Annotated in this window: 22 protein-coding genes and 7 pseudogenes; 16 read left to right on the top strand and 13 right to left on the bottom strand. The window is 69.6% G+C overall.

Translation table 11 applies throughout. The features are described 5' to 3' along the window. Nucleotides 1-246 (top strand): annotated as a pseudogene (locus ACI2L1_RS30415) (SPFH/Band 7/PHB domain protein); the annotation flags it as partial. A 317-nt stretch (nucleotides 247-563) separates the two neighbouring features. On the opposite strand, the pseudogene ACI2L1_RS30410 reads toward ACI2L1_RS30415, so the two are convergent. Continuing rightward, nucleotides 564-911, bottom strand: a pseudogene (locus tag ACI2L1_RS30410) (DUF4232 domain-containing protein); the annotation flags it as partial. Between the two features lie 420 nt (nucleotides 912-1,331). Between ACI2L1_RS30410 and ACI2L1_RS30405 the strand changes: the two are divergent. The 3 genes from ACI2L1_RS30405 (at nucleotide 1,332) to ACI2L1_RS30395 (ending at nucleotide 2,820) form a co-directional block, all read left to right on the top strand. Then, the gene (locus ACI2L1_RS30405) at nucleotides 1,332-1,574 is read left to right on the top strand and encodes a hypothetical protein (protein WP_404742593.1); all 243 of its coding nucleotides are present in this window, start codon (nucleotides 1,332-1,334) and stop codon (nucleotides 1,572-1,574) included. A gap of 116 nt (nucleotides 1,575-1,690) precedes the next feature. Then, complete coding sequence (locus ACI2L1_RS30400) at nucleotides 1,691-2,569, top strand: hypothetical protein (RefSeq protein WP_404742592.1); 879 nt, start codon at nucleotides 1,691-1,693, stop codon at nucleotides 2,567-2,569. Between the two features lie 53 nt (nucleotides 2,570-2,622). Beyond that, nucleotides 2,623-2,820, top strand: a complete 198-nt coding sequence (locus ACI2L1_RS30395; protein ID WP_404742591.1) for a hypothetical protein — start codon at nucleotides 2,623-2,625, stop codon at nucleotides 2,818-2,820. Nucleotides 2,821-2,886: 66 nt separating this feature from the next. Here the strand turns inward: ACI2L1_RS30395 and ACI2L1_RS30390 are convergent. After that, nucleotides 2,887-3,438 (bottom strand): annotated as a pseudogene (locus tag ACI2L1_RS30390) (ImmA/IrrE family metallo-endopeptidase); the annotation flags it as partial. Nucleotides 3,439-3,630: 192 nt separating this feature from the next. On the opposite strand from ACI2L1_RS30390, the gene ACI2L1_RS30385 reads away from it, so the two are divergent. Then, on the top strand, nucleotides 3,631-3,885 hold the full coding sequence (locus ACI2L1_RS30385; protein WP_404742590.1) for a hypothetical protein: 255 nt from the start codon (nucleotides 3,631-3,633) through the stop codon (nucleotides 3,883-3,885). 57 nt (nucleotides 3,886-3,942) lie between these two features. Beyond that, complete coding sequence (locus ACI2L1_RS30380) at nucleotides 3,943-4,209, top strand: hypothetical protein (RefSeq protein ID WP_404742589.1); 267 nt, start codon at nucleotides 3,943-3,945, stop codon at nucleotides 4,207-4,209. A gap of 60 nt (nucleotides 4,210-4,269) precedes the next feature. Here ACI2L1_RS30380 and ACI2L1_RS30375 read toward each other — a convergent pair whose 3' ends face one another. The 3 genes and pseudogenes from ACI2L1_RS30375 to ACI2L1_RS30365 form a co-directional block, all read right to left on the bottom strand. Beyond that, on the bottom strand, nucleotides 4,270-5,151 hold the full coding sequence (locus ACI2L1_RS30375) for a hypothetical protein (protein ID WP_404742600.1): 882 nt from the start codon (nucleotides 5,149-5,151) through the stop codon (nucleotides 4,270-4,272). A gap of 27 nt (nucleotides 5,152-5,178) precedes the next feature. Further along, complete coding sequence (locus ACI2L1_RS30370) at nucleotides 5,179-5,349, bottom strand: hypothetical protein (RefSeq protein WP_404742599.1); 171 nt, start codon at nucleotides 5,347-5,349, stop codon at nucleotides 5,179-5,181. A gap of 214 nt (nucleotides 5,350-5,563) precedes the next feature. Then, nucleotides 5,564-6,388, bottom strand: a pseudogene (locus tag ACI2L1_RS30365) (tyrosine-type recombinase/integrase); the annotation flags it as partial. Nucleotides 6,389-6,600: 212 nt separating this feature from the next. Between ACI2L1_RS30365 and ACI2L1_RS30360 the strand changes: the two are divergent. Both ACI2L1_RS30360 and ACI2L1_RS30355 read left to right on the top strand, forming a co-directional pair. Beyond that, nucleotides 6,601-6,792: a DUF397 domain-containing protein gene (locus tag ACI2L1_RS30360; protein ID WP_404742588.1), complete on the top strand. Its 192-nt coding sequence runs from the start codon at nucleotides 6,601-6,603 to the stop codon at nucleotides 6,790-6,792. Further along, nucleotides 6,750-7,412: a DUF6082 family protein gene (locus tag ACI2L1_RS30355; RefSeq protein WP_404742598.1), complete on the top strand. Its 663-nt coding sequence runs from the start codon at nucleotides 6,750-6,752 to the stop codon at nucleotides 7,410-7,412. The genes ACI2L1_RS30360 and ACI2L1_RS30355 overlap by 43 nt, the downstream gene beginning before the upstream one ends. Nucleotides 7,413-7,643: 231 nt before the next feature. Here ACI2L1_RS30355 and ACI2L1_RS30350 read toward each other — a convergent pair. Further along, nucleotides 7,644-7,856: pseudogene (locus ACI2L1_RS30350) on the bottom strand (hypothetical protein); the annotation flags it as partial. After that, a pseudogene (locus ACI2L1_RS30345) lies at nucleotides 7,822-8,459 on the bottom strand (universal stress protein); the annotation flags it as partial. The pseudogenes ACI2L1_RS30350 and ACI2L1_RS30345, both read right to left, overlap by 35 nt. A gap of 198 nt (nucleotides 8,460-8,657) precedes the next feature. On the opposite strand from ACI2L1_RS30345, the gene ACI2L1_RS30340 reads away from it, so the two are divergent. The 3 genes from ACI2L1_RS30340 (at nucleotide 8,658) to ACI2L1_RS30330 (ending at nucleotide 10,240) form a co-directional block, all read left to right on the top strand. After that, complete coding sequence (locus ACI2L1_RS30340) at nucleotides 8,658-9,587, top strand: pyridoxamine 5'-phosphate oxidase family protein (protein ID WP_404742587.1); 930 nt, start codon at nucleotides 8,658-8,660, stop codon at nucleotides 9,585-9,587. A 107-nt stretch (nucleotides 9,588-9,694) separates the two neighbouring features. After that, a complete protein-coding gene (locus ACI2L1_RS30335; RefSeq protein WP_404742586.1) occupies nucleotides 9,695-9,940 on the top strand; it encodes a hypothetical protein in 246 nt (81 codons plus the stop codon). A gap of 36 nt (nucleotides 9,941-9,976) precedes the next feature. Continuing rightward, nucleotides 9,977-10,240: a hypothetical protein gene (locus tag ACI2L1_RS30330; RefSeq protein WP_404742585.1), complete on the top strand. Its 264-nt coding sequence runs from the start codon at nucleotides 9,977-9,979 to the stop codon at nucleotides 10,238-10,240. A gap of 341 nt (nucleotides 10,241-10,581) precedes the next feature. Here the strand turns inward: ACI2L1_RS30330 and ACI2L1_RS30325 are convergent. Then, nucleotides 10,582-12,867 (bottom strand): annotated as a pseudogene (locus ACI2L1_RS30325) (heavy metal translocating P-type ATPase). Between the two features lie 173 nt (nucleotides 12,868-13,040). On the opposite strand from ACI2L1_RS30325, the gene ACI2L1_RS30320 reads away from it, so the two are divergent. Continuing rightward, on the top strand, nucleotides 13,041-14,072 hold the full coding sequence (locus ACI2L1_RS30320) for an Acg family FMN-binding oxidoreductase (RefSeq protein WP_404742584.1): 1,032 nt from the start codon (nucleotides 13,041-13,043) through the stop codon (nucleotides 14,070-14,072). A gap of 152 nt (nucleotides 14,073-14,224) precedes the next feature. Then, nucleotides 14,225-14,815, top strand: coding sequence for a hypothetical protein (locus ACI2L1_RS30315; RefSeq protein WP_404742583.1), 591 nt, complete (start codon nucleotides 14,225-14,227; stop codon nucleotides 14,813-14,815). Nucleotides 14,816-15,247: 432 nt separating this feature from the next. Here the strand turns inward: ACI2L1_RS30315 and ACI2L1_RS30310 are convergent, their stop codons facing one another. Beyond that, on the bottom strand, nucleotides 15,248-15,469 hold the full coding sequence (locus ACI2L1_RS30310; protein WP_404742582.1) for a hypothetical protein: 222 nt from the start codon (nucleotides 15,467-15,469) through the stop codon (nucleotides 15,248-15,250). A 659-nt stretch (nucleotides 15,470-16,128) separates the two neighbouring features. Between ACI2L1_RS30310 and ACI2L1_RS30305 the strand changes: the two genes are divergently transcribed. Together ACI2L1_RS30305 and ACI2L1_RS30300 are read left to right on the top strand one after the other, a co-directional pair. Next, a complete protein-coding gene (locus ACI2L1_RS30305; RefSeq protein WP_404742581.1) occupies nucleotides 16,129-16,551 on the top strand; it encodes an Hsp20/alpha crystallin family protein in 423 nt (140 codons plus the stop codon). Between the two features lie 129 nt (nucleotides 16,552-16,680). Next, nucleotides 16,681-17,178 carry a DsrE/DsrF/DrsH-like family protein gene (locus ACI2L1_RS30300; RefSeq protein ID WP_404742580.1) on the top strand — a complete coding sequence of 166 codons (498 nt, stop codon included), beginning with the start codon at nucleotides 16,681-16,683 and terminating at the stop codon, nucleotides 17,176-17,178. A 235-nt stretch (nucleotides 17,179-17,413) separates the two neighbouring features. On the opposite strand, the gene ACI2L1_RS30295 is transcribed toward ACI2L1_RS30300, so the two are convergent. From ACI2L1_RS30295 to ACI2L1_RS30285, 3 genes are all read right to left on the bottom strand, one after another. Then, nucleotides 17,414-17,587 carry a universal stress protein gene (locus tag ACI2L1_RS30295; RefSeq protein WP_404742579.1) on the bottom strand — a complete coding sequence of 58 codons (174 nt, stop codon included), beginning with the start codon at nucleotides 17,585-17,587 and terminating at the stop codon, nucleotides 17,414-17,416. Between the two features lie 570 nt (nucleotides 17,588-18,157). Then, entirely contained in the window at nucleotides 18,158-20,827 is a 2,670-nt protein-coding gene (gene adhE, locus ACI2L1_RS30290) for a bifunctional acetaldehyde-CoA/alcohol dehydrogenase (protein ID WP_404742578.1), read from the bottom strand. A gap of 275 nt (nucleotides 20,828-21,102) precedes the next feature. Beyond that, nucleotides 21,103-21,828: a CBS domain-containing protein gene (locus ACI2L1_RS30285; RefSeq protein ID WP_404742577.1), complete on the bottom strand. Its 726-nt coding sequence runs from the start codon at nucleotides 21,826-21,828 to the stop codon at nucleotides 21,103-21,105. A gap of 598 nt (nucleotides 21,829-22,426) precedes the next feature. Here ACI2L1_RS30285 and ACI2L1_RS30280 point away from each other — a divergent pair. Further along, nucleotides 22,427-23,335 carry a universal stress protein gene (locus tag ACI2L1_RS30280; RefSeq protein WP_404742576.1) on the top strand — a complete coding sequence of 303 codons (909 nt, stop codon included), beginning with the start codon at nucleotides 22,427-22,429 and terminating at the stop codon, nucleotides 23,333-23,335. A gap of 195 nt (nucleotides 23,336-23,530) precedes the next feature. Here the strand turns inward: ACI2L1_RS30280 and ACI2L1_RS30275 are convergent, their stop codons facing one another. Next, a complete protein-coding gene (locus ACI2L1_RS30275) occupies nucleotides 23,531-24,412 on the bottom strand; it encodes a universal stress protein (protein WP_404742575.1) in 882 nt (293 codons plus the stop codon). Nucleotides 24,413-24,439: the final 27 nt, after the last annotated feature.

Here is a 24,439-nt window from a genome sequence, read left to right as displayed (position 1 = left end):
AACAACTTCTGGGTGATCCCCAGCGAGATCACCTCCGCCCTCCAGGGCGTGTCCCGCGCCTTCACCGAGGTACTGCCCCAGTCACCGGCCACCCGCGAGAAGCCCTCGGACGACAGCGCCGAGCGGGCCGCAGACGACACGGCACAGGCCGCGCAAGCCGCCGCCGCGGCCCTCGCCGACGCCGCTGAAGCCGACCGCGCCACCCCTGGCGTCCTCCCGTCCCGTACCTCCGTCGACGGCGGGTGACGACGGCCGGACATGAGGGGCCGCGGTGGGAGACCGCGGCCCGTTCGCGCGCTTGTCCTGAGGCGTTCGGCGAAGGCGCTGCCCGCTATGGAGGTGCCGGCTCTCCACGGCGGGTCGCCCCCGGTACGCGGCCCCTCTCGCCGCTCCCTCGTGCGGTTTTGGTCACGGGCTGGACCTCTCCGCACGCGCGGAACGAGTCCGCCGGGGTCCGCAGGGCCCAGGCCACGGGCGGATACGCCTGGATCTGTGCGGCGGGCTTCCAGCAGGGTTTGTCGGTGAGTCCGGGGATGGCGGTGTGCCGGGCAGGCGCTGCCGCCCGGATTCAGGGGCACGGCCGGGGAGGTGGGGCCCTGGTGTTTAGCGCCTTTGCCGATCCGTTCGCCTGAGGCGTCCGGCAGGGTGACGCCGGGGTAACCGTGCGGTGAGCAGAGCTCTTCGCGCGTCTTGGTGAGTGCCAAAGGGGCGTGGCGGTCGCCTCCCTCCGGGGAGATGCGGCCCAGGGAGAGGTTGAGATGGCCGCGAGTGCGGCGCGCGGGTGAGGCTGTGGACGAGGACGAGGTGGGGCCGTCACTCCGAGCGCGTGTTATCGGTGTGTCCGGTACGGATCCTGCGGAGGCGGCGGGGTCGTCGACGATGCCAGTGGTTCGGTTCCGTTGTTTCGACACGACGTGGCGTGCAGCACGTTACCCGCGATCGCCAGGCCCGTCCCGGCGGGCCGCGTACGGCACCTCACGCCAGGTGTCCAGCCGCGCGGGAGGCGGGGCGCCGTGTGAGCCGCTGGGGAGGCCACGGCTTGGCTGCCGTATCGCTCCAGCCGTTCCCCGGCGCGTGATCCTCCCTATCGACCTCCACCCTCCGGGTGGCTTGACGGTCCGGTAACGATCTGCACGAGCGAACACCTGCACAGCGCAAACAAGCATGCGATCCACAACATGAACAGAGCTGTGAAGATCGGCATGGCCGGTACCAGTACTCCGCTGCTCGTCCTCGGGGGAATCGGTGCCTACAACGTGGTGCAGGCGATGTCCTCCTGAACGGCGGGGAGCGGTGAGACCAAGGCGGAGGAGAGTTTCGACCAGGCGGCAGTGCCGAGCGAGCCGCCCTCGGACGCCGAGGCCGTCGAGCTGGCCCGCGCTTTCCTGGACAGCTGGTCCCAGCAGAAGCTCGACCGGGCCGCGAGCGACACCGACGCCTCGACCGTGCGGGAGGTCCCGGCGGAGACGGCCACCGTGGTCCGGGCCGCGATCGACCGTCTGGTGAGGGCCGGCCGTGTGCCGGAGGACGAACCTTGGCGCGCCCTTGAGGTGCTGGCGTACCCGGTCTCGTAGCGTCGGTGCGGCTTGGTCGCCAACTGCCGCCAGATGTGCCCCACTTACGCAGGACGGCTTGTCTCATCCTCCCGGTACGCTTGGTGTGCGAGCCGAGGGCGGAAGGGGGCAGTGACGTGAACGAAGAGTTCCGACTGCTGCCTCCGTGGCTTGAAGATGAGACTTCTGAGATCCCTGCTGACCGCACGACGCCGACGGATGCCTCGCGGGACGGCGGGCTGGGCGCGTCCATCCAGAGCGGAGTCGTGGCCGACGTTCTGAGCCGAGCGTATGCGGCCGCTGCGCAAGAACTGCAAGGCCAGCAGCGATGTGAGATTTCGGCAGCGTTCCGGCCGATGAACCCGTGCCCTGCTTTTGTCTATCGGCACGAAGACCGAAGCGTGTCCGTGCGGGCGCGGGAAACGGTGCGGGCGGCGTCCCTGTTCGACCTCTACCAAGACCTGTCCCGACGGCGAAGCCGCCCTTCGATTGGCCGCTTCGGTATCGGGGCCAGGACGGTCCTGAGTGCCCGAGAGGCCGTCGACAGGGGTAACGGACTGATCATGGCGGTGGCCGGATCCGGGAAGTCCGCCGCGATGAAGAGCTTTGTGGCGGGGCTGTGGAGCCTGCTGCGAGGCGAGACGGTCTTGCTGTCGATGAACGATTTCGACGGCCTGAGCAACAACATGGATTTCCTGCGCATCGAAGAGCCCCGATCGGGGAGCGAGGGCGTGTCCTGGCAGCGCACCGTCTACCGCCTCGGCCGGGCCATCGGGCTCACGCGTGGCGAAGCGCGCAATGTCAAGAGCCTGTTGCTCGCACTGATCGGGCTGCGCGGTGTGGCCATCCGTGGGCACCGGGACAGGCTCGCTCAACTCGGTTCCAGGGGACTGGTGTACCTCCGTACAGCCCTGACGAGCGCGAGCACACGGAATGCGCCACCGGGTGACGCCGTCGTGCGGATGCTCGGGAAGACCGGGTCTCGAAGCCTGCCGCCCATGTACCGCACAGCGTGACCTTTGCTTGACTCTGAGGTCGCGCCCGGTCCGCGGCCTGGAGAAGACAGCGCATGTACATGCAGGTTGTGAGACTGCTGCCGGACGATGCGGCAGAGTGGGTGGGCTTCGCGCTCCTTCTGTTCGTGTTTACCCTGTTCGTGACCGTGGTGATCGCACTGCTCCGTGCGGACAGAAAGGACGTCGTGGACGTCATGGAGGCGGCGGCGAACTGGCTGCCATGGAGGCCGAGGAAGCGGAATCGTCGATAACGGGTGAGGTTCCGACGCCCCGTCGCCCAAGGTGGGCGCGGGGCGCGGGCCCCCCGCCAGCCAGACTCAGGCCCGGCGCAGTGCGACGACGTTGTCGGGCAGCGATGTCGGAGCAGTCTTGGCGTGCTCCTGGACGACTGCGGGTGCCTCGCGTTGACCGGAGATGATCTCCTCCATCAGGTCGGAGGCCCAGCCGCCGGTGAGGGCGGTGAACAGGTCGGGCGTAGGCCGTTGCTCCAAGCCTCGTTCGGTCATAACGGCGAGGAGACGGGGTCGCTCGGGTTCCAGGTCGGCCCACCCGGGTTCCTGGACTCGCCAGGTGACACCTGTGTTGGGATCGCGACGCGCGGAGAGCTGCTTGAAGAGGCCCGTGGCACGGTGCTCCTCGATGAGTCCGAGGTGCTTGCCGTGCGTGATGATCGCTGCGAGCGACATCTTCCAACGCTCCTTCAGTGGCATCAAGGACGTGAGCGTGACGGCACCGGGCCACTCCTCACGCAGCATGTCAGCGGGTAGCAGGAACTCGTTGGCGAAGCGGTTGGCGGCATCTTCGTCCACCTCGCCCGTGGCTCCGCGGTGCAGGATCAGGTGGCCGGCTTCGTGGGCGATCGACCAACGTGCGCTCCCAGGAGTTCACCGGCCGAGCGACGATCAGGGGTTGCTCATGAAAATCCCCACCCCATACGGCGAAGGCGTCGTGCCTGGCATCCGGCATGTCGACGTCGGCGACGGGTACGCCGGCGCGTTCCAGCGTGTGGATCATGTGGGGGATCGGCTCGGATTCGGCAAGGTCGAGAGGTTGCCGACCTCGTGCGGGCGGACGAGGCGTCGGCGCACCGCTGGGCATGCGAGGTGCCGGCCTGCGACGGGCTTCCTCATGAGGGGTGGCTGCATCATCACGCGCGGGCGGCGCAGCGTCAGCCGCTGTGGCTGTGGACGGTGTGGAGGCTGCTCACCGGCTGTGGCTGGGGCACGTCACGGACAGCGGCGGAAGCGGTGCGGGAGTGGGCACGGACGCCTGGGTTGCAGATCGCGGTCGTGGCGAAGAACGCCACGCTGGTATGAGACATCTGCTTCGAGTCCCCCAAGTCGGGCCTGCTGTCGGTGCTTTCTCCGGAGGAGGTGGCGAAGTACGACTCGTCGCTCGGTGAGACGACCCTCCGGTTGACGAACGGCACGCTGATCCGTGGGTTCGGTGCGGAGACGCCGAGCAACCTGCGTGGGTGGGCGTTCGGCAAGGCGTGGTTGGACGAGTACGCAGCATGGTCGCGGCATACCGCGCAAGAGGTCTACGACATGCTGTGGTTCTGCCTACGCGAGGCGGACACCCCACAGGTCGTCGTCTCCACTACGCCGAAGGCGTCATTTCACTTGGTGAGTCTGCGGTGACATATGAGGGCCCGGAGCCGTAGAGCTCGAGGTCCTCGGCGTTGAGGGGCAGCCCGGCGGCTATGAGTTTGGCCCATGAAGCGTCGTCGATGATCCTGGGTTCGGCACCATCTGGGCGCGCAGGGACAGGGGCATGCTTATCACGCGGCGGGGATCGAATCGTGGTTTGATCCATTCCCATTCGATGAGGTCGCAGAAGAAGCCGCGGATGCTGTCGATCCTTGCTGCCCGGCCGCCGGGGGCGATCGGCTGGCCGAAGCGACTGCGGTTGCGGTTGTGGCCGGCCCACTGGCCGACGGTGGCGTGCATGGTGTCGGCGACGTACTCGGCCGCGATGGCCCTGGTCCACTGGTCCGGCGCGATGACATCGGGATGCTTCTCCGCGGCCCAGCGTCCGGCGATCAGGATGACGGAGAACATCGAGCGGATCGTGCCGGGCTCATGCGTGGAGAACTTCCGCCAGCGAAGGGCCCAGTCGGCCCATTGGGGCGGGACGGTGGAGAGCAGGTCGGAACGAGGACCGGCCTTGCCCTCGTTGCTGTGCAGCGGTGCGGGGATGACGCCCTTGCCCGCGAGCACCCGGGAGAGCTTGATCAGACCGCGGCGTCGGCCGCGCAGGCCGTCCACCTTCTCGTACTCGTTCACCAACTGGCGGACCAGGGTGTCAGTGACGTCTTCCAGACGAGGGCTTCCGGCGCTGAGGAGGGCGTCGAGGACCGCGTTTCCCACCTGCCACTCCAACAGGTGCGGGGAGGTCTGCCAAGAACTCAGCGTCTGCTCGACTTCAGGCAGTGCGGGCTCGATGGCTTCGGAGCCGAAAACCAGATCTGCGAACCTGTGCAGCTGATGGATCCCGGCGGTGTGGTGCAGACGGTGATGTCCGCCGAGGAGGTGCCCGAGGGCCGCGACGTGCAGACGAGCCGGGCCAGCGGAGCGGGACACCTCCGCCCACGTGGCTTCGTCCCACGACTAGTAGGAGAGGCCGCGTGCGCGAACTGCGTCGAGTACCTGGTTGCGTGCGGAACGGCCAGTCTTGCGGGGCCACTCCCGTACGGCCTCGTCGACCGGGAGCATCAGGTCGAGCACGGCCTCGCGTGTCATCGCCCCGGTGAGGGCCTGGCCGGTGCCCGCTTGGTTCATGGCTCCTCCAGCAGTGAGGCGAGCAGTCGCTCGCGGTCAGGGTGGATGGTGGTGTTCGCGCGGTGGAAAAGGGCGGCCAGTTCACGGCCGGACAGATGGATGTAGCGCATCGTGGTTGCCGGATCGCGGTGGCCGGCGTACTGGGCGACTGGTCGATGGTCCAGTCGGCGCGGGCCAGATCGGTCAGCCGCAGATGGCGGAAGGTGTGCGTGGACAGCCGGGCAGCCCCGGCGCTGCGGGCGATGCCCTCGACGGTCTTCGACCAGCTCGAAGCACCCAGCGGGGCACCGCAGTTGCGGTTCGAAGTCGACCGGAACAGCGGCCCGTCGATGCGGCCGAACAGCGTGCGGCGTTCGCGGAGATAGGCCACGAACAGCTGCGACGAGGTTGTGCCGAAGGCCACCTCCCGTGCCCGTTGGGACTTGGTGGTCTCCGCCCGCAGATGGATCAGACGGTGCGCGGGCTCGAAGTCCGCTACGTCGAGCTGGATGAGTTCTTCGCGGCGCAGAGCACCGTCGTAGGCGAGCGTCACCATCAGCCGGTTGCGCAGCGATTCCGCGGCGCAGGCAGCCAGAATCCGTTGCCAGACATCCTCGTTCGGGATCCAGGGAGCTTGCTCGACATGCCGTACGAGGCCCTGGCGGGGTCTGCGGCCGACACGGCCTGCCTGCCCTCGACGCACTGGGTTCTGCTCGCGCAGGCCATCCTCCACCAGGTACTCGTAGAAGGACCGCACCGCGACCAGGCGCTGTTGGATGGTTGCGTTCGCCAAACCTGTCTCGGTCCGCCGGTGAGCCTTCGATGGACGGCGCGATGGCCGGTCCAGCATGTTCCTGATCCAGGCGGCGATGGTGTCCGCACGAACCAGCAGCGGGTCCGTGCCTTCGGTGGCACAGAACCGCAGGTGGTCCTCGACCGCCCGCGCGTACGCGTCGATCGTGTTGGGGGCTCGCCCGATGTTGGCTGTGAACTGCAGCCACCGGCGAGCGAGTCGATGCTCTGCGACAGTGGGGAATTTGCCCCACTGGATGGGGGCCATGACTGCAGGCTAGACCTGCCTGATTCCGCATAAGACATCATGGAGAATTGAGACCCGGATGTGTTCGTTTGCATTTGTAGGGGCTGACGGGGTTGGTCGGTCACCCTGGGATAGCTGGTGTTTGTGTGATGCGGGACCAGTAATTTAGCGGTGGGAATGCGGCGTTCCGCGGGTAGAGCTCCTACGATATAGGGAAGCGGCTTGGGGAGGCTGTGTTGCCAGTATTTTGGATCAGCGCATCGTCGGTGGGCGGGCAGTGCGTTGAAGTGAAGTCTGTTCCGGGATTCGTCCTAATTCGAGACTCGAAGAATCGAACAAATGTCGCACAAATAAGGGATTTTGCTTGGCGGTACTTCCTTTCGTGTATTCGGCAAGGTGTGCTGTGCGGTCTCGTCGGCGAATAAATGCTCTCCTGCCCTGGTGGGCGCTGTGCTCCGTATGCGGACTCGTTCTGCTGGCTGTTCTCACACCGTTCCTATTGACGTGGCTGGCCCCTCAAAGCCTCGACTGGACGCGGTTGAGTGCTATTAGCCAGACGTATGCAGCCGTGTCCATACCGTTGTCCGGTGCCGCGTTGATTGGCGTTGTCTGGTCCCTGCTCTTGCAGGCTCGTGCCGTACGCGCGGATACCACGGACCGGTTCAGGCAGTCTCTTCGGGAGCTTCTGCTTGTGGCTGTGGAGGATGACTCTCTGCTCGCATGCTGGGATCCACCGTTGACGCCGATTACCCGAGAAGAATTCCGTCTCCAGTTTTACAACAACGCCATCATCAATGGCTGGCGAGCCGAATACCAGAACGGGACAATTCCGGATCCTGTGATGCGTGATGCTCTGTACAGGATGATGCGTGGTCAGATCGGACGGAGGAATTATGCATCTACACGGGAGCTTTGGTGGCGTGAAATGCAGAGCATGGACGCCAGATCGAGGCGTTTCTTGACGCTGATGGAAGAAGCGTTCCAGGCGGCTGTAGCTGAGGGGCCGGCACTGGCTCCCGGAGACTACTTCCTTCCAGATCCCTAAAGGCTCGGACGTCATTGCGGTTACGTAGGTTGATGGAGGAGTGGCCTGCACAGCGCGACAGCCGATAGCTTTCCCTGCTGCGTGCGACATCCGCTCTGCTGTGCTAAGCATTGGTGCGTCCGTCACTTCGGGCATAGCGCGGGGTTGCGAGACTCAATCATCGCTCGCCGGCTATTGGCGGCAGAGGAACAGTCCGTGCCAACGCCTGGTGGAAGCTCTACCTTGCCTGGCACCGAGCGACGTCAGGTAGCGGATACAGTCGGACCGTGACCGGCCCATGTCGATGTGCGGGTGCCGGTTGCGCATGTACTTGACGTCGGCGTCCTTGGCCCGGTGGAACTCATCCGTCGAGATTCCGACCAATTGCTCGACGAACACATCCTTCGGGATGCGCTGCGGGTAGGGGTATCCGAGAAGGTCGAGTGATCCCAGCGGTGACGTCATGGTCTACGCCCCAGGGAGCGTACGCGTGGACCGGTACGCCTCGACCATGGACCACGCGAAGAGGCACGCCACGCGCTGCAGTGTGCCGAAGGAGAACCCGGGCAGGCCGTCGCACGGACCGTGGAGTTTCAGGGCCACCACAAAGGCACCTGCCGTACCTGGAGCTGACGCTGGCCCTCCGTCACGCTTCTCGGCGCGCACCAGGACAACTGGTCGCTCGGCCCGTGCCACGACGGGCATGCTGATGCCGCCCAGGAAGTAGCTCTCGACGGGCCTCAGCCCCCGTGAACCGAGCACGAGGATCTCGGAGTCCGACGCCGCTTGCAGCAGTGCGTCCTGGGCGTCCTCGGCAACCAGGTTGCCGACAATGGAAAGGCCTGGGTGGTGTGCTTGGAGCTCTGCCCGCGCGTTGTGGACGATCCGCTTCGCCCAGTAGTTCTGATCGATCTCCGAGGGGATGTCGGTCGGTTCCGGCACCAGCAGCGGCCACGCGTGCAGCAGACGCAGTGTGAGCTTGCGCCGCTCGGCTTCGTCGGCGGCCTAATGGGCGGCGGCGAGGCTCTCGGGTGAGCCGTCGAGGCCCACGGTGATGACTGGCGCCATGGCGACTGTCTCCGTCTCGTATGAAGCTGGAGGAAGAACGGTGAACGAGTCCGCCCGTCCCGGACTGCGTCGGCACGCCGAGCACGGTCCCTTCTCCTTCGAGGAGTACCCCAAACCTCTCTGCGGCGCATGCGGACCCGGGCATGGCAGGACTCGCGAAGGCGGGGGAGTCCGGCATGCGGAGGAGGTAAGAGCATCATGCGAGCTCATCTCGGCGATCAACTCGTGGTCGCAAGCCCTACCACCGGCGCCACCCGGCGCGACGGCGAAATTGTCGGTCTTCACCACGCGGACGGGACCCCTCCCTACGACGTGCGCTGGTCGGATACGGACGAGGTGACGCTTGTGTTCCCCGGGCCTGACGCGCATGTCCGTCACGTCGAGCATGGGCCGGGAAGACCTCACGAGCGGCCTCGGCCGATCGTGGGTGAGGCAGGTGAGCAGACCGGTGGCGTGTCGGGCACAGCCCCGCGGCATGGGGCCCCCAACCCTGGCGACATCGGCCGGCGTGTGGCCGCCGAACGCGAACGACAGGGACTGGCCAGGGAGGAAACAGCCCGCCGCGCCGGAATGGCGCCGGACTACCTGGCGTACCTCGAAGAACAGCCGGCCGACCCGAGCCTGGCGACTCTCATTCGGCTCGCCGATGCTCTGGGCACCAGCGTCGCATCCCTGCGCGGTGGTGGTATCGATCTGCCGCCCGGGCAGGGCCACGCGCTTCTCCACCCTCAGCTGCGGGACCTCGGCCCTGACGAATGCCGAGCCCGGCTTTCCACCCACGGAGTGGGGCGTGTGGCGGTGTCAACACCGGATGGCCCGGCGGTCATCCCGGTGAACTACGAGGTTGTCGACGATGCGATCGCCTTTCGGACCGCGCCGGACTCGGTCCCCGCGTCGGCCGTGGGGACGGAGGTAGCCTTCGAGGTCGATCATGTGGACGAGGCCATGAGCCAGGGCTGGAGCGTGCTCGCCGTAGGCCCCGCACGGGTGGTCACTGATCCTGACGAGGTGCGAAGGCTGGCCCGGCACGTCCACACCACACCGTGGGCAGGCGGCGAACGGGAGATGTGGGTTTCTGTCCAGCCAACGCGCCTCACGGGCCGGCGGATCAGTCCGCGCGATCAGTGAGTGGCCGCGGACTGCTCCGCAAGGTGGTCCTGCTCTACTAACTCTCCACGACCGTTCCACAGGCTCTTTGCCAGGGCCCGCTAAACGTAGCCCACCAGTCCGAACCCATGGGCACCGTCATCGCCAGGACAGGACGACCGGCCGGAGACATCGTGACCTGTCGGCCGGCTCGACGGGCCCGAGCGCCCGCCACCGCCGCGCTGCTGGTGGTGGCCGCCAGTCACCTGGCGGTCGCGATGGCCGGAAGCGTGATCGTGCTCGCTGCCGGGCGCCTGGGCGCCGGGCTCGCGCACGGGATCGTCGGCGACGACCTGGGTCAGGTGCCCCGGCTGCTCGGCGCCGCGCTCGTCTAGACACCGGCGCTCTGGCTGCTGGCGGGGCTCGCCACCGTGCTGTTCGGGCTCGTACCGCGCGGCGTCGTCGCCGCCTGGGCGGTCCTCGCGTTCTGCCTCGTGATCGGGGTGCTCGGCGAGGTCCTCGACGTCCCGGCCCGGCTCGGCGACCTCTCCCCGTTCCAGCACACGCCCCTGCTCCCGGCGCACGACGTGACCATCTCCCCGCTGGCGCTCATTGCGGGGATCGCCGTCGCCCTGACCGCGGTCGGGATGCTCGGATTCCGCCGCCGGGATCTGGGCGGCGCGGCGGCGCCCTGACCGCCCGCACATGACGGTGGGGCCTCCGCTCTTCAGAGGAGGCCCCACCGTCATGTGCGGGTCGCTGTCAGCGCCTGACGGTCGGCGGCACCGTGTCCGCGATCACCGCCCGGCCGTCCTCAGGCGAGTCCCAGTACGCCGTGAGCAGGCCGGCGCCCGAGCGGGTCGAGCTTCCGGGCGCGCCGGGGGAGACGGACTGACGGGGAGGCGAGGAGACGCGGAGACGCGGAGGAGAGGGATGCGGCGGGCGGGAAACCGCTCGCCGCGCTGTGTGCGCGGTTCGCCCGCATTCGGTTCGTATGCGGTTCACCCGTGTTCACCGTGAAGGCCGGTACATCGCCTCATGGCGCCAGCGAGAAGTAGTTCTCCTCCTCCTGCGTGAAGTGCAGGCGCAGGACGCTGTACAGCCCGTACAGACAGGCCCGCAGGTCGTCGAGGTTCTCCGGCCGTAGGCGGCCTTCGGCGTCGGTGAGGGTGAGGTGGGTGGCGATGCGGGAGGCGGTCGATCTCGGGCTGGGCTCTGCTCATCGTGGCTGTCGTCTCGGGTCCGCCGAGGGAGTCGGGAGCCCGGGATAGAGCTGATGCTCCTCGGCGTGCTCGTGGGGCAGCAGCCGGTCGGTCAACAGACGGTGCACGTGCTCGACGGCCGCCCTCGCCTGTTCCTCCGGCGCACCGGAGAGCCGGTCGGCGGCCGTGCGCACCGCCTCCACGACCTCACGGAGGTCGTCGTGCTCGGCGGCGAACCGGTGGACGAGGTCCTCCACGGTGGGCGTGAGCACCGGCCGGGTGGCGCGGTCGGTGAGCAGGGCGCGCAGGGCGTTGAGCATGACGGTGACATCGATGCCTTCTTGGAGCAGAGCTCCGGCCGCCGGAGGCAGCAGTCCGAACGCCGCCGCCACCATCGCGGCCAGGGACATCAGCATGCCGCCCAGCGGGCTCTGGACGGCGATGTGCCGGGATCGTGCGGCGATGCCCATCGCGTCGGCCAGGCGGTCCACGCGGTCCGTGGTGAGCACGATGTCGGCGGCCTCCGAGGAGGCGGTTGAGCCGCGGGCGCCCATGGCAACGCCGATGTCGGCGGTGGCGAGCGCCGGGGCGTCGTTCACGCCGTCGCCGATCATGACGGTGACGGCATTGGCGCGCTCGGCACGCACCGCCGCGACCTTGTCGGCGGGGCTCTGCCCGGTTTCCACGGCGTCAAGGCCGAGGACGGCGGCGACCTCCCGAGCGGGTTCGGCGCGGTCCCCGGTGACCATCAGGAGCCTCTCGATGCCGGCCGAGCGCAGGCGCCGCAGTGTCCTGGGGCGTCGGGTTGCAGCGGGTCGCGCAGCAGGACGGCGCCGGTGACCGTGCCGTCGGTGGTCACCCAGACGACGGACGCGCCGTCCAGGACCGCCCGGTTGTCGACCGCGCGGACCCACGCGGGGCTGTCCGGTTCGACGCGCATACGGCCGACCGAGAGCCGGTGGTTCTCCACGGTTCCCGTGGCGCCGTGTCCGGGCTCCTCGCGCACGTCCGCCGACAGGGACAGCTCCAGACCACGCCGGTGGGCTTCGTCGGCGAGTGCCTGGGCCAGGACGTGCGGGGAGAGCTGGTCGAGGGAGGCGGCCTGCCGCAGTACCTCCGCCGTCTCGCGGCCCGGCGCGGCGGTCACGTCGACGACGCGCGGGCGGCCCGTCGTGAGCGTGCCCGTCTTGTCCAGCACGAGGGTGCGCGCCCGGCCAAGTGTCTCCAGGGCGCCGCCGTCGCGGATCACCACGCCGCGGCGGGCCGCCCGCGAGAGCCCGGAGACGATCGCCACCGGAGCGGCGAGCAGCAGTGGGCAGGGCGTGGCGACCACCAGGACCGCGACGGCGGACGTTGCCGAGCCGCCGACCAGCCAGGCGAGACCTGCCACGACCAGTGACAGGGGCACGAACCAGGCCGCGTAGCGATCGGCGAGGCGCACCACGGGGGCGGTCTCGGCGCCGGCCTGCAGGGCGAGCCGGACGATCTCCGCGTACGCGCTGTCCTCCTCGGTGGCGGTGGCCCGGAGTTCGAAGGCGCCGCCCGCGTTGACAGCACCGCTGCGCACCAGTTCGCCATGAACATGTTCGACGGGGAGCGACTCACCGGTGAGCGCCGATTCGTCCAGGAGAGCCGTATCCGTGCCGACCCGGCCGACCGCCGGAACCACCTCACCCGGCCCGACCACCAGCAGGTCGTCCACGGAGATCTCGGCCAGGGGTACCGTGCGCACGTCGGACCGGTGCGTCGGCGGGCCGACCTCGGCGCGTGCCGCAGGAGTGCGCTCAGATCGCGCGAGGCCAGGCGCTGTGCGGCCGCCTCCAGGGTCCGACCGGTGGCGAGCATCAGGGCGATCAGGGAGCCGGCCAGGTACTCCTGTAGGCGAGTGTGCCGCCCAGAGCCAGTACGGCGATCACGTCGACGCCCGCGTGGCCGCGGTGCAGGGCGCGCAGTATCCAGACCAGTGCCGGTGCCACGGCCGCCACCGTCCCCGATGCCCAGCACAGGTCCGCCACGCCAGGGGCATCCGCCAGCCAGGCCAGTGAACCGGCGGCGAGTGCCGCCGCGGTCACCAGGAGCAGCAGGGAGTCCGTCCTGCTCCGCACGAGACGCGCACTCATCCTGCCTCCTGGGCCTCACTCGAAGCCGGTCCGCCGTAGGGCCAGCACGCACGCGCGCATGGTGCCCGGCACTGGGGCCGCGCAGACCAGAGCGGGGGCCGGTCGACCCCTACCTCGGGGTCCTGCGGGCCACGGACGCTGGGGGGCAGATGGTTCACGAAAGGCGGAACACCATGTCCGTGTCGTACGAGAGTCCCAGCCACGCGGCCTTCCACCTCGCCCGCGCCGCCGCCTTTGCGCCCTCGCTGCACAACATCCAGCCCTGGTTGTTCGTCGCCGATGACGAGAGCTTCGGATTCGAGGTGCACGCCGACGCCGGGCGACGGCTGCCGCTGACCGATCCGGGCGGCCGGGAGATGGTGATCAGCTGCGGGGCCGCGCTGTTCAACACCCGGGTCGCGGTGCGGCATCTCGGCTTCCGGCCGACCGTGTCCCTGCTTCCCAACCCCGGGAACCCGGCGTTCCTGGCCCGCGTCGGTTGGGGAGCGTTCCTCGCGGCCACCCCCGAGGTGATGCTGATGGAACACGTCATGGCCCATCGGCACACGCACCGCGGGCAGTTCGAGACCGATCCCGTGCCGCCGTCGCTGATCGACGGGCTCCGCGACCACGCCATGGCGGAGGGCGCCCTGCTGCACATCGTCGACCATCCGGAGCAGCTGAGACTGCTCGCGGAGACGGTGCGGGTGGCGGAGGCCGTGCACCGTGCCGATGCCGGTCATGTCGCGGAGGTGACCGGCTACTCGGGGCCCGCCCGGCGATCGTGGCTGGAGCGGGTGCCGGCCGAGGCGTGCCGCCGCCGGCCGGTCCGCGAGCTTCTCGCCGGACGCGACTACACGGGCCTCGCAGAAGGGTGCGACTCCCGACCTCGGCGCTGGTCTCCGAGGACGGGCACCGTCGCCGTACTGACGACTGCGCACGACACCCGGCTGGACTGGCTGCGGGCCGGACAGGCGCTCCAGCGGGTGCTGTTGTACGCGGCGGCCCATCGGGTCATGGCGGCCTTCCACACCCAGCCCCTCGAACTGCCCGAGCTGCGCGTGGAGTTGCAGGCGAGGCTCACCGGAGACCACTTCCCGCAGATGATCCTGCGCCTCGGCCACCCCACGCACACCTGGACCACGCCGCGTCGCCCGCCTGCCGCCGTGCTCCTCAGGAGCCGTCCCGGCCGGGCGGTGACGACTGCGGCACTCGCAGGACGCTGAACGGGGCCCGCGGGATGCGGGAGAACGGGCCCGGAGGTCCCACTGAGGGAGCCCGGTCGGCCCATCCCGCCTCCATGGCCGGGCTGACAGTTTCGAAGCGGAAGGTGTTCAGGCCGAGTGTGCCACGGTGAGAGCAGAGGGGGTGCCGAACGATGGCGCGGACACGTCGCGGGAAGGCGACGAAGACACGGCTGTGGCGTTGGCGGCGCAACCCGCTCAGGCGCCCTACCGATGTCGTCGAGGCCTGGCTGCTGCTCGGGGCATGGTGCCTCGCGGCCGCCGCCGGCGCCGCCGCGGGCACCGGGACCGCCCACGCGGTGGAGCAGAACCTGGACAGCCGAAGAGCCGAGCGGTACGCCGTCCCGGCCGTGCTCACCCAGGACGCTCCCTTGGCCACGTCCGAGGCGGCCGGAGCCGGCGACCAGGTGTGGGCCAAGGTGCGCTGGACATCGGCGGACGGTTCCATCCGGATCAGCCTGGCCCGGGTCGACCCCGGCGAGAGGACCGGAGCCAGGACGCAGGTGTGGCTGGACCGAAACGGCAAGCTGGTGCCAGCGCCGGTGCCCAGTGCGGAAGCCGAGTTTCAGGCCGTAGCGCTCGGCACGACGACCGCTGTGGGCGCCGGCGCGGCTGTACTGTCCGTCGGATGGGCGGTGCGCGGACGCCTCGACCGGCGGCGCATGGAGCAGTGGGACAGGGACTGGGCCCAGTTCGGTCAGCGGTGGGGGCGCAGGACCGGCTGACGGCCAGGCGCTCCGCGGGAAGTACGGTACGAGACCTACGAGAACCGCGGGGCCGTCCGCGGCTGGTCGCACCGTACTTCGCCGATTACTCTCAGCCCCTGCGCGGCCGTTCCCGAGGCGCCGGGGATGGCGGACGGTCGGACGGCCGGAATCTGCCGCTCGCCTCGGCCGGCGGCTCGGGGCCCGTCCCCTTCGCTCGAACAACGGTCAGCGGATCCACGGCAGCTGCTCACCCAGCGGCATCTCCACGATCCGCCGGGAGCCCAACAGGGTCCGCAGCGTCACCCGCCCACGCCGTCGGCAGGCGGCAGCTCGTCGATGCCCTGGCGCACGAGGGTGTGGCCACGGAGCCGGCGGGCGGGGAACCGCGCGACCAGCCACGTTGGCGCCGCAGATGAGCGACGGCATATCGCGGTACTTCCAGCGGAGCGCTTAGCGGTAGTGCCGGTGGTCGTCGTGGTCGCCGATGTAGTGCCTCTCGTCGATGACAACCTCCCGCTCGCCGGGGCGCCGGACCATGCCCGGCGTGGCCATGAACGTGATCAGCCCGAGGGCTCCGGCGGCCATCAGGACGAAGCCGACGACGAACGAGCTGTAGCCGAACACCAGGCACGCGCCCAGTACGGCCGCGCCGATCAGGATGAGCGGAACCATGGCTGCCTCCTGCGCCAGGCCGGGGTTGTCCCGGACGACAGAGCCTCCGAGGCGGACACCACCCGTGTGCCGTCCGCCGGTTGCCTCAATCGGCTCTTCGCCTCCAGCCTCGGACGCCCGTGCGTCCGTGCCCAGAGGTCGACCGGTCCCCTGAGGCGGGCCGGACGTCCTTCCGCGAGGATTGGCTCGCCCTTCCGCAGCTCGGTCGTGAACGCCGGTAGCGACGGCATGATGGCGACGGATCACTCGGCGCGCCGGGGCAGTCCCACCTCCGTCTTCGGGTTCAAGCGCTGTGACGGCACAGCGGCTCGGCTGCTCCGGAAAGCTGTACGCCGTCGACCGCGCTTCAGGCGGCCGCGCAACGAGAGAGGCCCTTGAGGAGCCACCCTGGCCTGGCCACGGACTCAGGGCTGCGCGGGGGCGGGCATTGCCGTCCCGGCAACGGCCCGGGCTCGCCGGATGATGCTGTGACTCACAGCCCTGAGCTGTGGGTGCCCCGTGAGGGACCGCGACCAGCCCTCGCCGGGTTCCTGGCGGACGGGCCCGGAACAGGGCCGACCGGGTCCCGTACGGGGCCGATCGGCCCACGCAGTCAGGGCTTCATATGCGGGACTCTGGACATGGCGAAGAACAAGGAAGGGGACGGAGGAGGGAAACAGATGAGCGGCATGGTGGAGCGGCTGCCGGGCTGGCCGACACTGCCCGACCTGTTCGGCTGGGTCGAGTCGGGGTTCCCGGGAGGGCACATGGTTCCGGGAGCGCACGGTATCCGTATCGAAGAGCTCCTCGCGGATGAGAAGTACGTGCTGCGGGCCGAACTCCCGGGCATCGACCCCTCCAAGGACGTCGAGATCACCGTCACGGAAGGCGTCCTCACCCTGCGGGCCGAGCGCAGCGAGGAGACCACACAGAAGCACCGGACCGAATTCCGCTACGGAGTCCTCGCCCGCTCCGTGCGGCTCCCGGCCGGAGCCAAGGGCGACGAAGCGATCGCGGAGTACAAGGACGGCGTCCTGACCATCACGGTCCCGGTGCCCGAGGCGAAGGCGGGCACCAGGACCATCCCCGTGCGGCACGGCTGAGGGCAGGGCTTGGCCGAGCCGCACCACGTGTGCGCAGCCGGGAGGGCGTGCCGGCCGCGCACACGTCTGTGGTTCTCCACGCGGGTTCTCCCTGTGCCGGGATGCGACTGGCGTGCGGGGTGGGGCGCAGTGAGAGGCTCAGGAGTCCGGCGCGCGGCCTTCGGCCTGATGGCGCGACTGTCGGCCCCGGCTACGGCCGGCACCGACCCGCCGGTCAAGTGCCCTGTCGCGCCCTTGGAGTTCGCCTTCCTCGCCGACTGGTACTTCCAGGCCGACCTGGTCTTCACCTTCTCCGGCCTCGACGCCATCACGAAGAAGCGGTACGAACACATCAGGCTCGCCACCGTCGGCAACCCCGGGCTGCACCTGCCCACCGTGCTCGGCGGCCTGCCGGGCGTACCGGGCCTGATCACCCGGTACACGGGACGCAAGATGGAGAAGCTCGACATCCCGCCCATACCGGAGTTCATCGAGATGATCTCCGACACTGGTGCGGGCATCTACGCCTGCAAGGCGGCGGTGGACCGCTTCGAACTCGACAAGGACGACCTCATCGAGCAGGTCCAGGGCATCACGGTCGGCGAGTTCTACGACGTCGCCGCCGGCGGGCAGATCATCTACACATGACGGGCGCGTGACGGGCGACGGCTGCCTGACGCGGTACGCCGTGATTCGGCGGTGGTCGACCGTCCTGATGAGGAGCCGTGCGAACCGGGCCTCCACCCGCCCTTCCGTGAGGGTGGAGGCCCGCGGGGGCGTGCCGCCGGGGAACGGCATGCTCACGGGGAGCGGCCGGCGACCCACGTACGGTCGGTTCGAGGGGCCGCCACGAACAATGGGAGTACCAGGGCCTCTTGGCTTCTCAGCCATGCGGGACGATCGCGACGGGGCAGGGAAGGTGGTGCAGCGCCGCGTGTGCGACGGGCCCGACTTTCCAGGTGAGGTGGGACGGGTGCCGTCCCACGACGGTGAGCCGGCTGCGCGCGGCGGCGGACATGAGCACCTGCGCGGCCGGACCGGTGGTGACCTGTTCCACAACGGAGACTCCGGGGAACTACGTACGCCACGGCGCCGGCGCGGCGGCGAGGCGTGCGCGTTCCTCCGCCTCGTGGGAGCCGTCGGCGTGCCCGGCGGACGTCGGGTGGGCGATCAGAGTCGCAGAAGCCACGGCCCCCACCGTGCGTACACGTGCTCCCTGCGCCTCGGCGGTGGTGAAGGCGAACTCCAGCAGAGGGTCGGAGGTGGCTCCAGGCTCCCGGAGGCCGACCACGATCTCGTCCCGGGCCGCCGTAGCCGGATGCTCCCAGCCGGCCTCGACGGCGGGATCGCCGGCCCGGACGGTGACGGCCGGGCACTGCGCCAGTCCCAGGACGTGCAGGCCTGTGTGTCTCCGGCCAACGCAGGGAGGCTGCCACGCGGGCCGCCGCCGGGGGCACGGCCCGCGTGCCGGAACGGCACGTGCGTCGTTCCCTCAAGACGTGGGTGGCCTCCTGCCCTCGGCACCCGGTTCAGGCGGGGGCTGCGGGCAGGCCCGATCAGACCGGCGGAACAGTGCTGGAGTTACGTATGCCAGGGCCGAACGGCCCTGGCATACGTCCGGTGGGCCCTACGTGCCGGGGGTGTTCACGCGGCCGTAGTAAGCGGTGCGCATGATCTCTTGCATGTCGTCGAGCATGGGCATCCGCGGGTTCGCGGGTGCGCACTGGTCCTCGTAGGCGTTGAGGGCCTGCCGGGGCAGGGCGTCCAGGAAGGTCTTCTCATCAATGCCGAGGGACTCGAAGGTGGGCTCGATGGCGACAGCGTCGCGGAGGCGTTCCACGGCGCTGGCCAGGGATTCGACACCCTCCGCAGGGGTAGCGGCGGGCAGGCCCAGGGTGCGGGCGATGTCCTGGAAACGTTGGGGAGCGCGGTAGTTCTCGTACTTAGGCCAGCCCGTCAGCTTCGTCGGGACGGTGCCGTTGTAGTGGATGACGTGCGGCAGCAGGACCGCGTTGGTCCGGCCATGGGCGATGTGGAAGGTGGCACCGAGAGTGTGGGACATGGCGTGGACGATGCCGAGGAAGGCGTTGCCGAAGGCCATGCCCGCGATGGTGCCAGCGTTGTGCATCTTCTCCCGGGCCTCGGCTGAGTCCTCGCGGTTGCTCACCGCCGCTTCGAGGTGGTCGAAGATCAGGCGGATCGCGTGCAGGGCGAGGCCGTCGGTGAAGTCGTTGGCGTAGACGGAGACGTACGCCTCGATGGCGTGGGTGAGGGCGTCGAAGCCGCTGTCGGCGGCCAGGGCCGGGGGCAGGGCGGTGGTGAGGAGGGGGTCGATGATGGCGACGCTAGGGGTGAGCGCGTAGTCGGCGAGCGGGTACTTCTTGCCGGTGGCCGGATCGGAGATGACCGCGAACGGGGTGACCTCGGCGCCAGTGCCCGAGGTGGTGGGGACGCACACCAGGCGGGCCCGGCTGCCCAGCGTGGGGAAGCGGAAGGCGCGCTTGCGGATGTCGGAGAACTTGTGCCGCATGTCGGCGAAGTCGATGTCCGGGTGTTCGTAGAGCAGCCACATCACCTTCGCCGCGTCCATGGGCGAGCCGCCGCCGAGCGCGATGATCGTGTCCGGGCGGAAGTCCCGCATGAGCTGGGCACCGCGCTGCACGGAGTCGATGCTGGGTTCCGGTTCGACGTTGTCGATGATCTGCAGCGTCACGGGGTCGGGACGGCGTTGGAGCACGCGGTCGATGCGGTCGACGAAGCCCAGGCGGGTCATGGTGGCGTCGGTGACGATCGTGACGCGGTGGACGTCCGGCATGGATTGCAGGTAGCGGATGGCCTGCGGCTCGAAGTAGATCTTCGGCGGGACCTTGAACCACTGCAGGTTGTTGCGCCGCGTGCCGACCCGCTTGACGTTCAGGAGCTGGGCGGCGGAGACGTTGTTGGACACCGACGTGCTGCCCCAGGAGCCGCAGCCCAGGGTGAGGGACGGCAGGAGGCTGTTGTAGATGCCGCCGATGGCGCCCTGTGAGGAGGGTGCGTTGACGATGATCCGTACGGTCTTGATGCGCTTGCCGTACGCCTCGGCGAGTGCGCGGTCCTCGGTGTGGATGACGGCGCTGTGGCCCTGGCCGTGGAGGGCGACCATGTCGGCGGCCAGGTCGAAGCCCTGCTCCTCGGTGCCGGCCCGCAGCACGGTGAGCACGGGGCAGAGCTTCTCGCGGGTCAGCGGCTCGTCCGGGCCGACGCGTTCGGCCTCGACCAGGATGAGGGAGGTGCCGCCGGGCACGGTGAAGCCGGCCTGCTCGGCGATCCATGCGGAGCTCTGTCCCACGGCCGCCGCGTTGACCTTGGGCTCGCAGCCGCTGTTGGACTTGTCCGCCGGGAAGAGGTACGCCTCCAGCTTGCGCTTCTCCTCGGGGGTCGCCAGGTGGGCATGCAGGGTGCGGAACTCGGCCAGCGCCTCGTCGTAGATCTCGTTGTCGAGGATGACGGCCTGTTCGGAGGCGCAGATCATGCCGTTGTCGAACGACTTCGACAGCACCAGGTCGTTGACGGCGCGGCGCAGCTTGGCGCTCTTGTGGACGTAGGCAGGGACGTTCCCGGCGCCGACGCCGAGGGCGGGCTTGCCGGCCGAGTAGGCGGCCTTGACCATGGCGTTGCCGCCGGTGGCGAGGATCAGCGAGACACCCGGGTGGCGCATGAGTGTGCCGGTCGCCTCGACCGAGGGCGTCTCGATCCACTGGATGCACTGCTCGGGCGCGCCCGCGGCGACGGCCGCGTCCCGCACGATCCGGGCCGCCTCGGCGCTGCAGCGCTGGGCGGAGGGGTGGAAGGCGAAGACGACCGGGTTGCGGGTCTTCAGCGCCATGAGGGCCTTGAAGATCGTGGTGGAGGTCGGATTGGTGACCGGCGTGATCGCGCAGACCACACCCACCGGTTCCGCGATCTCGACCATGTCCTCGATGTCGTCGCGGGCGACGACCCCGACGGTCTTCATCTTCCCCATGCTGTGCGTGACGTGCTCGCACGCGAACATGTTCTTCGCTGCCTTGTCCTCGAAGACGCCGCGGCCGGTCTCCTCCACGGCGAGCAGGGCGAGTTCGGTGTGCCGGTCCAGGGCGGCGACGGAGGCCTTCTTGACGATGTGGTCGACCTGTCCCTGGTCGAGGGCCTCGTAGTCGGCGAGTGCCTTCAGCCCGTTCGTGACCAGCCGGTCCACGGCGATCGCGGGGTCGGAGGGCCCGCCCTGGGAGTCCTTCGGGGCAGCGGTCCGGTTGCGGTCGTCCTTACGGCCCATGGAACTACGCCTCCTTGGTCGGAATTGCCGAAGCCGGGCTCCGGCCCTCGTACCGGGAGCGACACCGCGAGGGATCGGGACCGCTCCCCTCACCAATGTCGCTCCTGGCATGCCCGCCGCTGCGATGCCGAAGGTCCCCGCTGGGGTCCCGATCGGCCCCCGTTTGGTGGACCGGACCGTCCTCGGTTCCGAAGGGCAACAGACGGGACGCCAGGGCTCAGGGGCCGGGACGGCCGCGGCTGTCCCGGCGGTACGCCGCCGAAGCGACGTCGGGATCACCGCTCCGGGAGCCAGTGATGGGCGATCCGGCGCGAGGGGTGTGTCTCGGGCGGGTGGGTGTCGTCGATACGGAAGGTGAGGCCGCTCATCACGCCCACGACGCCGTCCACCTTCCAGACCAGCCGGACCACCAGCGGGATGTCGCCGCGGTGCTCCAGGCGACCTTCCAGCGTGGCCACGCCATCGCGGACGGACACGATGACAGTGTGCGGCGGCAAGCACATGGCGCGGGTCAGGATCTCGTCGATGATCTCCTGGCGGATCTCCTCGTCGGTACGCAGGAAGACCCTCAGCAGGTCACGGCGGGTGGCGATGCCGATGAGACGGTCCTCCTCGTCGACCACGGGCAGCCGTTCGATGTGGTGACGCTCCATCACCCGCGCCGCGTCCGCGACGCGTTGCTCCGGGTGCACCGTGATTGCGGGCGTCGACATCAACTGCCCCGCAGTCGTGGCATGGGCTTCGGCGGCCCTGCGCCGTACCCTCCGGCGCAGGGCGGAGAGTGGGAAGCGGCGTCCCTGGTCCCCTTCGGCCTGAGCCGCCTGTCGGCGTACCAGGTCGGTCTCGGAGATCACGCCCACGACCTTGTCGTCGGCGTCCACCACCGGCAGGCCGCTGATCCGATGCCGGTCCAGCAGCCGCGCCACATCCTTGAACGGTGTCTCCCGGCGGGCGCCGATGACCTCACTGGTCATCACCTCGCCGACCTTGCGGGTCTTCATGGCCGTCTCCCCCTCTCCTTCACTGCTTCAAGCGGAGCGCGACCGGTCTGTGGTGCGTACGGCGCCCGCGGGCCTACCCGGATGCCGCCGGGGGTCGTGCCCCGGCGGTCTGCATCGGCGGGCCGGAACTCGCGGGTTCGAGCGGCCGGTTCGGCCGTTGCCGTCCCTTCGGACTCCCGGCTAGTCGGCATCTCCGATGCCACTTCAGCCTCGCTTTCCACGGTGTGCAGGGGGAGGGGCCGACCGGCCCGGGCTCCCGGGCCGAACCGTCCGCTCATCGGCCGGTCCGGGTGGGGCTGGTGGGCCGACAACGCCGAAGATCCGAAGAGCGGGCGGCCCGGCTCGCCGTGGCCCCTGGGGCGGTGGTGAGGGTGCAATCGCAGGCCGGCGCAGGACGGAAGGGCCGCTGCCGACCGCGCTCACGACGGAAGCACCTGCGGACGTGCGGCGCCGCAGCCGCGCGAACGCCGCGCCGGGGCCCGCGACTTGCGCAAGTGGGCCAGGGAGCCCAAGGGCAGGGCCCGTCCGGCCTCTGCCCACAGCCCGGTGTTCGTCACAGGCTTGATGGTGGACATATGGATCCGAGGAGGCACAGGTCATGGATCGATACGTAGTCGCGGGGATCGACGCTTCTCCCGAGAGCCGCGCCGCCGCTCACTGGGCGGCCCGGGAAGCCCTGCGCCGAGGCATGAGGCTGCGGCTACTGCACGCGTGGCAACTGCACCCGCGTCCCACTGCCAACGTGCCCATGGACATGACCGAGCGAAGCTGGGCACGGCAGATCCTCAAGGAGGCATCGGACAGCGTCCGCGCCGCGCACCCCGGGCTCGAAGTCGTCGAGCAGCAGATGCAGGCCTCACCGGCCGCTGCCCTGCTGGAGGCGGGGGAGCGGGCTGAGCTGCTGGTGCTCGGGTCCCGCGGGCTCAGCGGTGTCGCGGGCTTCCTGCTCGGCTCGGTGTCCGCGCGGGTCGTCGCCAGGTCGCCGCGAGCCGTGGCGCTGGTTCGCGCGGGTGAGAGCGTCGCTGACGAACATTTCCCGGTTCCCGGCGGGGTCTCTCCGGACGAGATCCCCGAGATTCCGTACCGCGATGTCGTCCTCGGCCTCGACACCGGCCAACCCTGCGACGATCTCATCGAGTTCGCTTTCGAGGCCGCCCGATGCCGTGGTGCCGCGCTGCGCGTGATCCACACCTTCACGGTCCCGCCGGGATACGCCACCGCAGACCGGGTCGTACTGCCGCCGGGCCCGGAACTGCTCGCGGAGCACGAACACGCCATGGTCGCGATGCTGCGCCCGTGGTGTGAGAAGTTCCCCGAGGTCGCCGTCACCAAGACGGTCGTCGAAGGCCGCGCGGCCGCCGAACTGACCCGCGCCGCTTCCGGATCGGCTCTCGTCGTCGTGGGACGCCGGATCCGGGACAGCCGCCTTGGTCCCCACACCGGCCCGGTCACCCACGCGGTGCTGCACCATGCCGACCGCCCCGTCGCTGTCGTCCCCCACGTCTGAACCGTGCCCGAAACCGCCAGTCGTCCACCTCGCGAACGGGGCGGACGACGCCGCTGCCGCGACCTGGCACGACGGAGCAACCGACCAGCGGTGGGAAATGCGCTCCGTCGCGCCGGCGTTCCGGGCAACAGAGCAGGTCAGTTGATGCTGCCTCGATCGCGTCCCGGACGTCCCCGGCATGTGGACCACCCGGCCTCAGCCGTGCGGCACGACGGCGACGGGCGCGGCGGCGTGGTGGATCACCCCGTGAGTGACCGGGCCGATGCGCATGCCGAGGGCCGGGCGGTGCGTCTCGCGCCCGACCACCACAAGACCGGCGTTGCGGGCGGCCTCGAGCACGACTTCCACGGCCCACGCGAGATGGATCGTCTGGACGACCTTCACCTGGGGATACCGCCTCTGCCAGGGCCTGAGGGAATCCGAGAGTTCCCTCTCGACCCGGGCCTCCATGCCGCCGTCCTCGTCGCCCATGCGCACGGCTGCCGGGTTGTACGCGAACACCGGCGGACGGCTCCAGGCGTGCACGGCATGAAGCGTGGCACCGCGAGCGGCCGCGGTGGAGAAGGCGAACTCGAGCAGTTCGTCGGAGGGCTCGTCGCGGTCCTGGATCCCGACGACCACCTCGGCGGCGTCCGGCTCCACGTCGTCGGCGGCCGAGCGGTCCTGTGCCCGCACGAGCACCACGGGGACGTTCACCCGGGCGAGGACGTGCTGCCCGACAGAGCCGAGGAGGAAGCCGGCGATCGCGCCGTGCCCACGCGAGCCCAGCACCAGCATCTCGGCGCCCTTCGCCCGCTCCAGCAGCGCCCTGGTCACCAGACCGGACACATGCTCGACGGTGACCGGCAGATCCGGATACTTCGCCACGAGGTCCTGCCTGGCCTCGTTCAGCAGCTGCTGCGCCCACTGCTTCTGGGCTTCCGATTCCTGGGCCGAAGGAACGTCCACCGGCCGCCAGATCCAGGCGGTGACCAGGCTCAACGGCAAGCCGCGGCGCCGAGCCTCGCGGGCGGCCCAGTCGGCGGCGGCGCGGCTCTCGGGGGAACCGTCGAGGCCGACGAGGATAGGGGAAAGCATGGGAGGTACCTCCGTGTCCGGTCGTGT

It is taken from the genome of Streptomyces sp. NPDC019531, assembly GCF_044903305.1.
Lineage (GTDB): Bacteria > Actinomycetota > Actinomycetes > Streptomycetales > Streptomycetaceae > Streptomyces.
This window is presented reverse-complemented; position numbering and strand designations above follow the sequence as displayed.

Excerpts from the sequence above, each read along its gene's own strand:
- ACI2L1_RS30395 (WP_404742591.1), top strand. The coding sequence starts at position 2,623 with ATGTACATGCAGGTTGTGAGACTGCTGCCGGACGATGCGGCAGAGTGG.
- ACI2L1_RS30315 (WP_404742583.1), top strand. The coding sequence starts at position 14,225 with ATGGCGCGGACACGTCGCGGGAAGGCGACGAAGACACGGCTGTGGCGT.
- ACI2L1_RS30320 (WP_404742584.1), top strand. The coding sequence starts at position 13,041 with ATGTCCGTGTCGTACGAGAGTCCCAGCCACGCGGCCTTCCACCTCGCC.
- ACI2L1_RS30310 (WP_404742582.1), bottom strand. The coding sequence starts at position 15,469 with ATGGTTCCGCTCATCCTGATCGGCGCGGCCGTACTGGGCGCGTGCCTG.
- ACI2L1_RS30280 (WP_404742576.1), top strand. The coding sequence starts at position 22,427 with ATGGATCGATACGTAGTCGCGGGGATCGACGCTTCTCCCGAGAGCCGC.
- ACI2L1_RS30275 (WP_404742575.1), bottom strand. The coding sequence starts at position 24,412 with ATGCTTTCCCCTATCCTCGTCGGCCTCGACGGTTCCCCCGAGAGCCGC.
- adhE (WP_404742578.1), bottom strand. The coding sequence starts at position 20,827 with ATGGGCCGTAAGGACGACCGCAACCGGACCGCTGCCCCGAAGGACTCC.
- ACI2L1_RS30305 (WP_404742581.1), top strand. The coding sequence starts at position 16,129 with ATGAGCGGCATGGTGGAGCGGCTGCCGGGCTGGCCGACACTGCCCGAC.
- ACI2L1_RS30340 (WP_404742587.1), top strand. The coding sequence starts at position 8,658 with ATGCGAGCTCATCTCGGCGATCAACTCGTGGTCGCAAGCCCTACCACC.
- ACI2L1_RS30370 (WP_404742599.1), bottom strand. The coding sequence starts at position 5,349 with ATGAACCAAGCGGGCACCGGCCAGGCCCTCACCGGGGCGATGACACGC.
- ACI2L1_RS30335 (WP_404742586.1), top strand. The coding sequence starts at position 9,695 with ATGGGCACCGTCATCGCCAGGACAGGACGACCGGCCGGAGACATCGTG.
- ACI2L1_RS30285 (WP_404742577.1), bottom strand. The coding sequence starts at position 21,828 with ATGAAGACCCGCAAGGTCGGCGAGGTGATGACCAGTGAGGTCATCGGC.